The organism is Martinezella lusitana, assembly GCF_900094565.1.
Taxonomy (GTDB): Bacteria; Pseudomonadota; Alphaproteobacteria; order Rhizobiales; family Rhizobiaceae; genus Rhizobium; species Rhizobium lusitanum.
On sequence record NZ_FMAF01000015.1, the window covers coordinates 72,563 to 86,551 of the forward strand.

At 59.3% G+C, this 13,989-nt stretch carries 12 protein-coding genes; all 12 read right to left on the bottom strand.

Translation table 11 applies throughout. The features are described from left to right. Positions 1 to 5 precede the first annotated feature (5 nt). Positions 6 to 2,456, bottom strand: coding sequence for a nitrite reductase large subunit NirB (nirB, locus tag GA0061101_RS24710; protein WP_047555667.1), 2,451 nt, complete (start codon positions 2,454 to 2,456; stop codon positions 6 to 8). A gap of 18 nt (positions 2,457 to 2,474) precedes the next feature. Further along, a complete protein-coding gene (locus tag GA0061101_RS24715; protein ID WP_047555669.1) occupies positions 2,475 to 3,740 on the bottom strand; it encodes an MFS transporter in 1,266 nt (421 codons plus the stop codon). Between the two features lie 298 nt (positions 3,741 to 4,038). Next, entirely contained in the window at positions 4,039 to 5,274 is a 1,236-nt protein-coding gene (locus GA0061101_RS24720; protein ID WP_092575305.1) for a CmpA/NrtA family ABC transporter substrate-binding protein, read from the bottom strand. Further along, a complete protein-coding gene (locus GA0061101_RS24725) occupies positions 5,271 to 5,873 on the bottom strand; it encodes an ANTAR domain-containing response regulator (RefSeq protein ID WP_047555896.1) in 603 nt (200 codons plus the stop codon). Before GA0061101_RS24725 ends, GA0061101_RS24720 begins: the two co-directional genes overlap by 4 nt. Positions 5,874 to 6,273: 400 nt before the next feature. After that, positions 6,274 to 7,083 carry an IclR family transcriptional regulator gene (locus tag GA0061101_RS24730; RefSeq protein WP_037191093.1) on the bottom strand — a complete coding sequence of 270 codons (810 nt, stop codon included), beginning with the start codon at positions 7,081 to 7,083 and terminating at the stop codon, positions 6,274 to 6,276. Positions 7,084 to 7,253: 170 nt separating this feature from the next. Next, a complete protein-coding gene (locus GA0061101_RS24735) occupies positions 7,254 to 8,024 on the bottom strand; it encodes an amino acid ABC transporter ATP-binding protein (protein ID WP_047555673.1) in 771 nt (256 codons plus the stop codon). Between the two features lie 13 nt (positions 8,025 to 8,037). After that, on the bottom strand, positions 8,038 to 8,697 hold the full coding sequence (locus GA0061101_RS24740; protein ID WP_037191089.1) for an amino acid ABC transporter permease: 660 nt from the start codon (positions 8,695 to 8,697) through the stop codon (positions 8,038 to 8,040). A 6-nt stretch (positions 8,698 to 8,703) separates the two neighbouring features. Continuing rightward, entirely contained in the window at positions 8,704 to 9,366 is a 663-nt protein-coding gene (locus tag GA0061101_RS24745) for an amino acid ABC transporter permease (protein WP_092575308.1), read from the bottom strand. Positions 9,367 to 9,423: 57 nt separating this feature from the next. Continuing rightward, positions 9,424 to 10,266 (bottom strand): transporter substrate-binding protein, encoded by an 843-nt coding sequence (locus GA0061101_RS24750; protein ID WP_092575311.1) that lies wholly within the window; start codon positions 10,264 to 10,266, stop codon positions 9,424 to 9,426. A gap of 483 nt (positions 10,267 to 10,749) precedes the next feature. After that, complete coding sequence (locus GA0061101_RS24760) at positions 10,750 to 12,072, bottom strand: NAD(P)/FAD-dependent oxidoreductase (protein WP_092575317.1); 1,323 nt, start codon at positions 12,070 to 12,072, stop codon at positions 10,750 to 10,752. Between the two features lie 11 nt (positions 12,073 to 12,083). Further along, on the bottom strand, positions 12,084 to 12,983 hold the full coding sequence (locus GA0061101_RS24765) for an ABC transporter permease (protein WP_047640572.1): 900 nt from the start codon (positions 12,981 to 12,983) through the stop codon (positions 12,084 to 12,086). A gap of 10 nt (positions 12,984 to 12,993) precedes the next feature. After that, the gene (locus GA0061101_RS24770) at positions 12,994 to 13,944 is read right to left on the bottom strand and encodes an ABC transporter permease (protein ID WP_047555684.1); all 951 of its coding nucleotides are present in this window, start codon (positions 13,942 to 13,944) and stop codon (positions 12,994 to 12,996) included. Between the last annotated feature and the right edge of the window lie 45 nt (positions 13,945 to 13,989).

Sequence of the window (13,989 nt, forward strand, 5' to 3'; positions counted from 1 at the left end):
TCTCCTTACTCCGCAGCCTGATGGAAGCCGACCGTCGCCATCGGCCGGAATTCGTGCTTGTCCTTGCCGGAAACACGCTCCGACCAGGGATCGACCTGCGCGAATTTCTGGCTGAAGACGAAGCGCTCGTAATAGGCCCTACGCTTGTCGGCATCCGTCATGATCTGGCGGCGGATCTCGTCGAGGCCGATGCGCTTGGCCCATTTGTAGATGCGCTCGAGATAGCGGCCCTGCTCGCGGTACATCTGTGTCAGCGCGACGATATGCTCCAGTGCCTCGTCCTCGGTCTTGACGAGGCCGAGTACTTCCGTACCCTTGATGTCGAGGCCGGCAGCACCGGCGAAGTGGATCTCGAAGCCACTATCGACGCAGATGACGCCGATGTCCTTGCAGGTGGCCTCGGCGCAGTTTCTCGGACAGCCGGACACCGCCATCTTGAGCTTTGCCGGCGTCCACGACCCCCACATGAATCTCTCGATGCGGATGCCGAGCCCGGTGGAATCCTGCGTGCCGAAGCGGCACCAGTCGGAGCCGACGCAGGTCTTCACCGTGCGCAGGCCCTTGGCATAGGCCTGGCCGGAGATGAACCCGGCCTTGCCGAGATCGGCCCAGACGGCGGGCAGGTCCTCCTTCTGGATGCCGAGCAGGTCGATGCGCTGGCCGCCGGTCACCTTCACCATCGGGATCTCGAACTTGTCGACGACATCGGCGATGGCGCGCAGTTCACCGGAATTGGTGACACCGCCCCACATGCGCGGCACGACCGAATAGGTGCCATCCTTCTGGATATTGGCGTGGACGCGCTCATTGATGAAGCGGGACTGGTAGTCGTCGGCATATTCGTCCGGCCAGTCGCAGACGAGGTAGTAGTTGAGTGCCGGCCGGCATTTGGCGCATCCGCAGGAGGTTTTCCATTCCAGTTCCTGCATGACGGCGGGGATGGTCTTCAAACCCTTGGCCTTGATCAGGCGGCGCACGTCGTCATGGCCAAGCTCCGTGCAATTGCACATCGGCTGTACCGCCTTCGGATTATAGGCATCGCCAAGCGTGATCGACATCAGTTGCTCGACAAGGCCGGTGCAGGAGCCGCACGAGGCGGACGCCTTGGTGTGGGCGCGCACATCGTCGAGCGAGGCCAGGCCCTTGGCGGTGATGGTCGAGGTGATCTTGCCCTTGCAGACGCCGTTGCAGCCGCAGATTTCCGCGTCATCCGGCAAGGCTGCAACGGCCGCCATAGGGTCCAGCGGCGACCCTCCCTGATAGGCCTGACCGAAGATCAGCGTCTCGCGCATCCCGGAGATGTCGGTCGCCTTCTTCTTCAGGTCGTTGAACCATGCGCCGTCGGCCGTCTCGCCATAGAGCACGGTGCCGATGATGCGGTTGTCCTTCAGCACCAGCCGCTTGTAGACGCCGCCGGCCGCATCGCGCAGCACGATTTCCTCGCGATCGTCGCCATCGGCGAAGTCGCCAAGGGAAAACAGGTTGATGCCGGTGACTTTGAGCTTCGTTGGCGTGTCCGAATGCACGAAGGCGGCGGAGCGGTCGCCCGACAGATGCGATGCGGCGACACGCGCCATTTCATAGAGCGGCGCCACCAGGCCATAGACCTGGCCGCCGACTTCGGCGCATTCGCCAAGCGCCATGATGCTGCCATCCGAGGTCTGCATGCCGTCATCGACGACGATGCCGCGGTTGACGGCGATACCGGCGTCCTTGGCAAGACCGATATTGGGACGAATGCCGACGGCCATCACCACCAGCGTCGCGGGAATGATGCGGCCGTCATCAAGCTCGATGCCCTCGACCTTGCCGTTGCCGATGATCGCCTTGGTATTGGCCTTGGTGATGACCTTGATGCCGCGCTCTTCGACGGCCTTCTGCAGCAGATAGCCGGCGGCGGGATCGAGCTGGCGCTCCATCAGCGTTGCCATAACATGCAGAACGGTGACATCCATGCCGCGCGAGGCAAGGCCGGCAGCCGCTTCGAGACCAAGCAGGCCGCCGCCGATGACGATCGCCTTCTCGCGTGACTGGGCGGCAAGCAGCATCGCCTGCACGTCATCGAGGTCGCGATAGGTGATGACGCCGGGCAGATCCTTGCCCGGCACGGGAATGATGAAGGGCACGGAGCCGGTCGCAATGACAAGTTTGTCGTAGCTCTCGACGACGCCGTGATCCGAGGTGACGGTCTTGGCCACCCGGTCGATGGCGACGATCTTGTGGCCTTTGTAAAGGGTGATGTTGTTCTTGATGTACCAGCCGTCGCCGTGGATGATGATCTGCTCGTAGTCCTTCTCCCCGGACAGGACCGGCGACAGCATGATACGGTCGTAATTGACGCGCGGCTCGGCGTTGAAGATCGTGACGCTGTAGCGACCGGGTGCCTGTTCGAGGAGGTGCTCCAGCATGCGGCCCGGCGCCATGCCATTGCCGACGATGACAAGTTTCTGGGTCATAGTTCCAAGTCCTTGAGATTAGGTGGCGGCTACAACGGGGGCAGAGGACCCACGGCGCTCGAGTTGCCTTACGGAGAGATGCATCCAGACGAGCGAAATCGCCACAATCGCGAAAAGCAGCAGGAAACAACTGGACCAAAGGCCGGTGATGTCCTTGAGCAGGCCAAAGACGATCGGCAGGATAAATCCGCCAAGGCCTCCCATCATGCCGACAATGCCGCCGACCGCGCCGATGCTCTCAGGGTAGTAGGCGGGGATGTGCTTGAATACGGCCGCCTTGCCGAGGCTCATGAAGAAGCCGAGGACGAAGATGACGACGATGAAGACGGCCGGGGTAATTCCAAATGCCGAGCTCGTTGGTGTGACAGCGGGCAGGGAAAGGACTAGGGTAGCGACGGCCGACACCGCAAGCATTGCATACATCACGCTGCGTGCCCCCTTCTTGTCGGAGAGTACGCCGCCGAAGGCGCGAAAGACGCTGCCAGGAATGGAATAGGCAGCCGCAACCATGCCGGCAACCTCAAGATTGAAGCCATAGGCGCCGACCAGATAGCGTGGCAGCCAAAGCGAGAGGGCGACAAAACCTCCAAAGGCGAAGAAATAGTAGAGCGAGAAGCGCCATACCTGAACGTTTTTCAGCGGTGCGAATTCCTGAAGCAAACTCCTGGATGCAACCCCGCGATCGCGACGAGCGCGGAAGGCCGGATCGTCGGTGGTGGTGAACCAGAAAACGATCGCCATGGCCGCGAGTACCAGCGCCCAGATTTCCGCAACCGCCTGCCATCCCCACGCGATCAGCACGAAGGGAGCGGCAAACTTGGTGACCGCCGCTCCGACATTGCCGGCGCCGAAGATGCCGAGTGCCGTTCCCTGCTTCTCTGGTGGAAAGAACGGGGAAACATAGGCGACGCCTACCGCAAAGGAGCCGCCGGCGAGGCCGACGCCCAGGCCGGCAATCAGCATTTGCATGTAAGTGGTTGCATAGGACAGGAGGAAGGTTGCCACCGCAGCTGCCAGCATTGTGAGCGTGTAGACCAGGCGGCCGCCGTAACGCTCTGTCCATATCCCGAGCAGGATACGAACGACTGATCCGGTGAGCACGGGTGTGCCGACCAGCAAGCCGAATTCGGTCTCGCTCAGGCCGAGTTCCTGCTTGATGCGAATGCCTATGATCGCAAAGATCGTCCAGACGGCGAAACAGATCGTGAAGGCGAATGTGGAAATCCACAATGCTTTCGCCGGTTCGCCGGCGGACATGGGCTGTGTTTTCTTAAGAACAGACATGGCTTCTCCCGGGGCTCGACAAGGTCGTGCCAATCCATCATTGAGGGTCAGAAACACAAAAAGCCGCACCTCAGGGCGCGCGTACGAAAGTACACGGAATATCCTGATCGGCGGCTTTGCCTGAGGCGTCCGTCATTGGACGCTAAAATGCGGCCTTTCGGCTTGCTAGTTTAGAAGCAAGGACCGTGCCAATTCAAAATTGGCCCCCAGTTACGGCGTTCTAAGCAAAAAAGCTTCCGCCGGGCAGGCCATGAAGCGATTAAATCAGCAGTGCGCGCTCCCAATATTTGGGCATTGCTCACAAAGTAGGCATGTCGGTCGTGTTTTTTTGAGCCGCGACATATTCATCAATGCGATCAGGATCAAAAAGGGCGCCGTCGAAAAACCCGTCTGGGCCAAGCGTCAGCATGCCACTTGAGCCAACGGGCGTTTCCATACGCAAGGCGCCCTCGACCTTGGAGCTTGCGGCTGGCATCGCGAGACCCAGCGCCTTCAGAGCGTTCCGGTAAATATCCGGTCGATAAGAGTTGCCGGCGATACGCTGGTGAGATGCGGTGTGTTTGACCTGACCCCAGCGAACCATCTGTGTGTAGAACCAAAGCGCGTGGCTCTTCCACGGAAATGTCGCCGCCTTCGCGTTTGGGACGAAAAAGTCCTTTACGGTTTGAGTGTGCTGGCCACCGATTCTAAGCTCGCCCGTCACTGCGGGCCGCAAAAATTCCACAGACTTGTCGATGTATGCAGGTCCGGAAAGCAATATGGCAAGCTCCTCATGGTTGGCAACATCGGCACACCAGAGTGACGCATTGTAAAGCGCCGTGAGCAATGCGGCGAGGGCTTCGGGATGGCTGTCGCCCCAACGGCCATTCACTCCCAGTACCTTTTCGGGGCTGGATTTCCAGATCGCGGCCTTGACCGTCGCGAGATGCGCACCTCGTTTCAAAACGCCGAACGTATTCCACGGTTCACCGGCGCAATAGCCATCGATGAAACCAGCCTTCAGTGCATTTCCCATATCCGCAGGAGGCAGGATTGCGATCTCAACCTCCCGATCGGGATCGATGCCGCTCGCAGAAAGCCAATATCGAAGTTCGTAGTTATGTCCGGAATAGGGATGCACCACGCCGAAACGGAGCTGATCTCCAGTTCGCTGTGAGATCACCCGCCGCAGCGCCATGCCGCTTGAGCGGGCATCGAGATTGCCAATCGCACCATTCTCGACCATTGCCCGCCACAAGCCACCCGACACCGTGACGGCATTTCCGCCGAGGCCAAGCGCCATGGGCACGATCATTCGCGGCGCCGGCGCCGTGAGTCCAAGGTTACAGGCGATCGGCATCGGCGCGAGGATATGGGCAACCTCAAAGTGCCCGACAGCTAATCTATCCCTGATCGTTGCCCACGAACGCTCGCGCACGAGCGTGAGATCCACCTGCTGCGCTTCGGCAAAGCCCCTCTCTTTGGCAACGACCAGGAGGGCACTATCCACGAGCGGCAAGAAGCCCGCGGTGATTTCGTACCTACTCGTCTTCATGTGTCCCCTCCCGGATCGAGCAGGCTTGCCGCGGTAACGAGGCTTTGAGCAATCTCGACAATTTTCCTGTTCTGGCCCATCGCCGTTCGCCGCAGGAGTGCATAGGCCTCCATCTCCGAAAGCCCGCGCGCGCGCATCAGCAATCCCTTGGCGCGTTCGATCAGCTTTCGGTTTTCCAACTCGCCGCGTGCTTCTTCAAGTTCGCGGCTCAGTCGCGAAAACGCATTGAAACGACTAATCGCCATCTTAAGGATGGGACGAACACGTTCCTGCCTTAGACCGTCGACGATATATGCTGAAACCCCAGCGTCCACAGCAGCTTCGATGGAAGCTTCATCGGACTTGTCTACGAACATCGCGATGGGCCGATTTACGGCACGTGATATCTGAAACATGCTTTCCAACACGTCCCGGTTGGGGTTTTCAAGATCGATGACAATCACATCAGGATTGATCTCGGTGATCCGCCTCGCAAGACCCGTCATATCGGCGATGATTGTTACGTTGTCGTACCCTGCGTCCCGCAAACCTTCTTCAATGATGGATGCGCGAATGCGGTTCTCATCAATCACCAGTACATTCAGACTGTTAGGTTTCATGAGATCGAAGCCACAGGTTATCGGCATTCATTCAATGTCAGGCGCGCAAATAGTGACGGCCGAAACGAAGAGACTCCGCACATGCGGGAAGTCTGCTTCAAAATCAAGCGCTGTCTTGGGTATTGTTGCACGAATAGCGACATGGCAGATATTGAGCGGGTGTCTTCGCTCATTAAACGTAGGGTCACCGCAATCTGGAGTAAAAGATATTACCAGATGTCAGAACTAACCGAAGCAAGCGCGGCGATCGGTCTGGTGATAGCATTGTGGGCGAGCGGAGGCTGAAGGCGGAGGATCCTGGCACATTAGAGTGTCGGCGCTTATCATGCACTGCATTTTCGGGATGAAACCCCTGGTCAGTGATGCTGACGTGGAACAGGCGGCAAAAAGATTCTGTTCGTTATGATTGAGATCCGAAGAAACGGCTTTTTGTCGAACGGAAGCCGAGCCTTTCGGACATCTCATGCGCGGCTTTCAGAAGACTGTCTAGATAGGAGGCACGGTTGCGCAGGCCGTCCTCACGTGGGGCAACTAGGCAGAGAGTGGCGATGCACGAGCCCTCGGCCTGATAAATTGGGACAGCGAAGCAATGAGTGAAATTCTCCACCTCGCTGTTGAAGGTGAAATATCCGTCGTCGGAGGCCTGCCGCACCTGAGCGATGAAATCCGCCGGTTCCAGCTGTCTACCATCCGGCAAGACGAAATCCTCCGGCGGAATGAAATCAAGAATTTCTCGATCCGAAAGATGCGCGACGAGCAGACGTCCGGAGGCTGTCCAGGGAATGGCGACGAGTTCGCCGACATTCGAGGAGATGCGGAACGGACGGATGCCCTCGCGCATCATGGCGACCGTGTATTTATTGCCTTCCAGCAGGCACATCTGCGCGGTTTCGCGGGTCTCCTCTGCCAGAGCGTTCAGCACGCGATCGCATTCGCGCATTAAATCGAATTGTTCGGCATAGGCAGTTCCAAGGAAATAAAGGCGACGGCCGAGAAACACCCGGCCATCGTCCCCTTGATAGTCAAGCATGCCGTGGCCGAGCAAAAGATTGACGAGTTCATAGATAGAGGAGCGCGGTGCGCCGATTTCCGTGGCGATCTCGTTCGGACGCATTGGCTGACGCTTCATCCGCAGAAATTCAAGGATTTCGAAAGCTCGATCTAGACCACGCATGCGTCGCGATACGGTATCGTTCGGTGTGTCGGCCATGCTCTTCTCCGAATATTCTCAACCGGTCGCAACCGGCGCAATGGGATGCAGTGCGGTGGTGGGTTCTTGCCGATTATTCGGCATTGATGCCCGATGGCCCTCAAGGAGAGGCTGCGATAGCATTCGCCTGTGTGCTAACGCAACGCTTGTCCCGCGCCACCTTATCCCTGTCAGTTGAAACTTGAGGTCTTGAGGAATTCGGCAAGCCGATCTGTTTTCGGACGCACAAACATGTCCTTCGGGTCTCCTTCCTCACAAATGACGCCTTGATTCATGAATATGACACGCGATGAAACCTCATAGGCGAAGCGCATTTCATGCGTCACGAGCAGCATCGTCATGCCGTCGGCGGCGAGCCCCTTGATGACCTGAAGAACCTCGCCCACCAGTTCGGGATCGAGGGCTGACGTCACTTCATCGAACAACATCAGCCGCGGCGCCATGGCGATTGCACGGGCGATGGCGACACGCTGCTGTTGGCCACCGGAGAGCTGGCCGGGATAATGGTTGGTGCGGGTTGCAAGGCCAACGCGGTCGAGCCATGTGTCGGCGACGGCGCGAGCTTCCGGCTTCGACATCTTCTTCACCTTGACGAGGCCCAGCATCACGTTTTCGGCTGCGGTCATATGCGGAAAAAGATTGAACTGCTGGAAGGCCATACCCGTCAGCGCGCGTTGACGAGCGATTTCCTTCTCGCTCTTGCGGCGGCGGGTGCTACCGTCGACGTGATAGCCGATCTCCTCGCCATCGAGGCTGATCTTACCCCCCTCAAATTCCTCCAGCATGTTGACGCAGCGTAGCATCGTCGTCTTGCCGGAGCCGGACGAGCCGATAATGGAAATGACCTCGCCCTCCTGTACGCTACAGTCGACGCCCTTGAGGACCTCATTCTGGCCGTAGGTTTTGCGCAGGCCCTGGATGTCTAGAATTGTCTTGGCCATCGGTCGGATCTCCTCAGGACGGCAGTGCGGTCTTGCGCTCGACATATTTGCCGAAACGCTCAATACCGAAGTTGACGATGAAATAGAGAGCGCCAGCGAGAAAATAGAACTGGAGGCTCATGAAATTGCGGGAGATGATCTCCTGTGTGCGTAGGAGCAGCTCGGCAACGCCGATGACGGATAGCAGCGTCGAGGCCTTTACCATCTCGGCGGCGGTATTCACCCAGGCCGGCAGGCACTGGCGCATTGCCTGCGGCCATAAAACCGAGGTGAAAGTCTGGCTGAAAGTAAGGCCGATTGCCTTGGCGGCCTCCGTCTGACCTTTCGGGATGGCCTGAAGCGCGCCGCGCACGATTTCACCGACATGCGACGAGCAAAAGATTGCAAGGGCAAGGACACCAGCAGAAAACGGTCCCAGATTGAGACCTACCGCGGAAGAGACGTAATAGCTTGCCAACACGAGCACGAGCACGGGCGTGCCGCGGATGATATCCGTATAGGCCCGGACGGTAAGGCGTAAAACGGTACCGCCGTAGACGAGCGCCAGACCGACGAAAACACCGAGCAAGGAACCGGCGAGAATGGCCAGCAAAGAGATCGACACCGTCACGCCAACGCCGTTCATGATAACGTAGCGGGCGATCCAGATTTGTTCGAAAAATGTGTGGGACATCCGGTCTTACCTGGGCAGAGCCAGCCGGCGCTCGACGAAGCGCATCAGGGCAGCGATGAGGAAACAGGTTGCGACATAGAGAGCTGACGTGACCAGCCAGGTCTCTATGACGCGGAAACTCTCGACATTGATCTTGCGGGCCGCGAAGGTGAGTTCCGGCACGGCGATGGCGGCGGCGAGAGACGTGTCCTTGAAGAGCGAGATGATCGTCGAGGACAATGACGGCAGCACGTTGCGCAACATCAACGGGGCGATGATGGAGCTGCGGATCTGCATCGATGTCAGGCCGATGGAGAGACCGGCTTCGGTCAGGCCCCTCGGAATTGACAGCAGTCCGGCGCGGAATACTTCCGCCAGATAAGCTCCGGAATACAGCGCAAGCACCAGAACGAAACTCTGCAGCTTGTCGAGGCGGAAGCCCATCTGCGGCAGCGCGAAGTAGGCGAAAAGCACCAGGACGAGGATCGGCAGGTTGCGGACCACCGTGACATAGACCTGCGCCGGCACGACTGCGATACGTTTTTTTGACGTCAGCGCGAAGGCCAAGACGAGACCGATCGCAGAGCCGATCAGGATCGAGACTACGGCGAGGCCGAGGCTGAGCGCCAGACCGCTCAAGAGAAAGTCGAAGTTGCGCCAGACGGCTGCGAAATTCAGCGTGTAACCCATGGCGGGCCGTCCCTTTTCAGGCTGGCGGAGCGGGGAGGTTCCCGCTCCGCTCTGCTGTTACTTGAACTCGACCGGGAAGCCGATCTGCGGAGGGGTAAGATCCTTGCCGAACCAGGTCTTGTAGGACTTGGCGTAGCTATCGAATTCGACGCCCGTCATAGCTTCGTGCAGCGCGGTGTTGACGAAGTTCAGCCAGTCCTGATCGCCCCGCTTGACCGCGCAGGCATAGGTCTGCGGGTTCCAACCGAAGCCGGCATCCTTATAGCGGCCGGGATTCTGCGTCATGTACCAGGCGAGCGACGACTGATCGGTGGCCACCGCATCGGCACGTCCCGATTCCAGCGCTTGATAAATGAGATCGACGGATTCGTACTGATCGACCTTAGCGTCGGGTAGGGCCGCATGGACCATGGACTCTGCATAGACGTTCTGGAGAACCGAAATGGTGATCGAAGAGCCGGCCGCCTTCAACGCGGCATAGTCGCCATATTTGCCGTCAGCCTTGAGCATCAGCCCAACGCCTTCACGATAATAGGGAATAGTGAACGCAACCTGCTGCGCGCGTTCACCAGTAACGGTCATGAACTGGCAGGTAATGTCGACCTTGCCCGTCGTGATGTTCGGGATACGGGCGTCGGACGACTGGTTTACATATTCGATTTTATCGGGATCGCCGAAGAGTGCCTTGGCGATGATGTGGCCCATATCGACGTCGAAGCCCTGAAGCTTGTCGTCCGCGCTCTTGAAGTGCCATGGCGCGTTGGTGCTGCCGGTGCCGAGGACAAGGTGCCCGCGAGCGAGCACTGCGTCGAGTTTGCTGCCGTCGGCGAAGGCAGGCGTGGATGAGAGGAGGGTTGCGGCGACCAGCGACATCACGCCGGCGCGGAAGGAAATAGTCATAGCGTTCCCCTTGGTTAAGCGCTTTTGGATATCCAATATACCGGACATGTGTCTGTTCTCTTGGATGGGCATATCAAGGAGCACGGCTGATGACTTGTCAAGAGTGGCTGATGTTGCCGATCGTTAAGGATGTGAATGTGAGGACGAGTTGGCATCCGTCTTTCCGATGACCTGCTTCGGATCGCGGGCGTCAACGCTTGATCAGGAAGTCCAGAGCTTCGAGGATGTCATGCTTCCGAACCTGACGGCGACGGAGACGAACCCCGCCGTCCGGCAAGCTCGGGCGGTCTCGGATCAGTGTATTTTCAGCAATAAAAAGTGTGAGGCCGGATGATGATCAATCTGTCCGTCGTGATTTGACCCGTCTTTCCGCTTGGCACCGACCCTGCCAGGCGGAGACAGGCCTATGAAGTGCTTCACTATTCTGAAGCAATTGCGGGATCAAAGGTTTGCTCGTTCGGAAAAGCTAAGGTGATGTTACCGTTAAGCGTGCGGCGGCAGGGGAGCACCGGCGAGTTTTGTCTTGATCCAGTCCGAAACGCGATAATAGCGCAGGGTGAGCTTAGGCCCATAGTTCATGTAGAAGGGCGCTGACGTCAGCGGCTCCAGCTTGAGCGAAAGATCCTTCTCGGGCACGCCCCTAGCCCATTCCGCCAGAATGCCGCCAAGCATGCTGCCTGTCGGCACACCGCGGCCGGAAAGACCGGTCAGCGCGACAACGCCGGTTGCCAGGTCATAGAGGCGCGGGACCGTGCGATATTGCATGTCCAACTCGCCGAACCAGAAGTATTCCCAGCGGATCTCCTGTTTGATCTGCGGATGCAGCCACTTCAACCTATCGCTCATGACTTGCCGCGTGTATTCCATGTCGCGGCCACGTCGACCCATTGGAAACATGGAGGCGACGATCCGTCCTTCGGCATTGTATTTGTAAACATAGATATCGCCGCGGCCATCGTGGATGGTGGTGTTTCGCGGCAGGATCGATTGGCGCTCGTCATCGGAAAGCGGTTGGGTAGCGGCGACGAAGACTTTCTGGATTTTGAATGTCTGGTCAAGTTTCGGCCAGCCGCCCACGGTGTAGGCGCCGGTCGCGAAGATCACCTTGTCAGCGATGACCTCGCCCTTGGCCGTACTGATCGCCCATCCGTCGGCCTGGCGCTCGCATCCGGTCACCGGCGAGTTGGTGTGGATGATGCCGCCCTCTTGGATCACCGCCCGCGCGAGACCCCGGGAATAGCCGAGCGGGTTCAGATGCCCCGCCTCCTCATGCAGCCAGCCGCCATGAAAGCGCGGGCTGCCGGTGATAGCCGCCACTTCGTCCTTGTCGAGCGCCCGGGTCCTGGCGCCGACGGCATTGTAGGTCCGCACCTTCTCCTGGATCGTCTTCATCGCGCCGGGGTAGGGAGCGCCCATGACATAGCCGTTCTGCTGCCATTCGCATTGGATCTGATAGTGCCGGATCATGCTGGAAACGCGGTCATTCGCGCGGGTCTGCCGGGCGATCAGCCGCTCGGCCCAGGGCTCGTCCAGCATCGCGCGCAATTCGGGCAGGCTGTAGTGCGTGAAGGTCGGCGTGCAATGCCCGGCATTGCGGCCGGAGCCGCCGAAACCGATTTCTTCCTTTTCGAGAAGCACGACGCTGATGCCGCCGCTGGCAAGCTCCAGCGCCGTCGTCAGTCCGGTATAGCCACCGCCGACGATGCAGACGTCTGCCTTGGTTGTGCCTTCCAACTCTGTGGTTTCGGGAGCCGGCGGTGCCGTCGCGTACCACAATGTCGTCTTGAACGGCGAAAACTTGGCCATAGCGGTTTTCCTCAGTTCAGGTCGCTGCGGGCGTCGAGCGCATCGCGCAAGCCGTCGCCGATAAAATTGAAGCTGGTGACGGCAAGGGTGATGGCAACGCCGGGAACGATCGCCAGCCACGGGGCACTGGCCAGATATTGCTGGGCACCGTTCAGCATGTTGCCCCAGCTTGGCAAGGGCGGCTGGATGCCGTAGCCGAGGAAGCTGACATAGGCCTCAAGCAGAATGGCGCGTGCAACCGTCAGGGTCGCCGCTACGATGATCGGGCCTATTGCGTTCGGCAGCAACTCGCGAAACATGATCCAGCCGTTGGAAAGGCCGAGCATGCGGGCCGCCAGCACAAAGTCGCGTTCGCGCAACGAGCGCACCTCTGCCTCGACGATGCGCGCGACCTCCATCCAGCTCGTCACAGCTATAATGACGGTGATCATGAAAGGGCTCGGCTTGATGAAGGCGGCGAGTGCCAGCAGCAAGAAGATGCTGGGGAATGACAGGAAGGCGTCGACGAAGCGCATCAGAAGCATGCCGAGGCGGCCGCCATAATAGCCGGCGACGACACCGATCGTGGTGCCGATCAAGGTGCTGAGTACCATGGCGAAGAAGCCCACCAGAAGCGAGATGCGGCCCGCCATGAAAAGGCGCACGGCAACGTCGCGCCCGAGCGGATCGGTCCCGAAAATATGGTAGCCGGCCGTAAAGGGTGGCGCGAAGCGATGGCGCAAATCGATGAAAAGCTCGTCATAGGGAAGTAGCGACGGCCCGATCAGGCAGGTAAGGATGATGAGCGTGATCATGGCGACGCCGAGGAGGGCGAGCCTGTGGCGAGCGAAACGGCGCAGCGTGCGGTTCTGCCACCAGCGCGTATGCGCGAATACGGGCGGGGAGAGACTGGTGGGGGAAGAGGAAGACATGGCGTTTCTCCTAACCGAGCCGGACGCGCGGATCGACGAAGGCGACCAGCAGATCCGCGAGCAGATTTCCGATCAGCGCAAAGACTGCCGAGAACATCAGAAGGCCCATGACGACCGGGTAGTCGCTGTAGCCGAGACTATCGAGAAAGAGCCGCCCCATTCCCGGCCAGGTGAAGACGGTTTCGGCCACCAGCGCGCCCCCGAGGATCGTCGGTAATTGCACGCCGGCAAGGGTGATCATCGGCAGCAGAGAATTGCCGACGACATGCCGCATCAACACGCGTCGAGGCGACAGGCCCTTGGCCTTGGCGGTGCGGACGAAATCCTGGTTGATGACATCGAGCGTGGCGGTGCGCATGTAGCGGCTCCACACAGCAATGTTGACAAGGGCAAGCACCAGGCTCGGCATGATCAGGTGGATCGCATAATCACCGAACGAGCCATTGCCGACCGTGTACATGTTGCCGGCCGGCAGCCACTTCAGCTTCAGCGAGAAGATATAGATGGCGACAAGGCCGAACCAGAAGGTCGGGATCGACAGTGCCACCATGGCGCCGATGGTGGCGCTATAGTCGAAGATCGAATAGCGCTTGGTCGCACCCCTGATGCCGATCCAGGTGCCGAGAACGATCGAGATCGCCATCGAGGTGCCCATCAGGAGCAGCGTGGCGAAGAGGTGGCCGAGAATGATCGATAGCACCGGCTGGTTGTCGCGATAGGAATGGCCCCAGTCGCCCATCAGCATGTGCCTCAGCCAGTCGAGATACTGGATGGGCAGGGGACGGTCGAGGCCCATCTGCGCGGCGATCCGGTCGAGAGCCTCCTTGGTCATGCCCGGCGTCAGCGTATATTGGGATAGCGGACCGCCGGGTGCGAGGGTGAGAACGGCAAAGCCGATCATCGATACGAGCAGCAGCAGTATCAGGCTCTGCCAAAGGCGACTGAGGAGATAGCGAAGCATGGCATTCGTCTCCGATGGTGATGAGATGGGAAGCGGCCAGCCCTC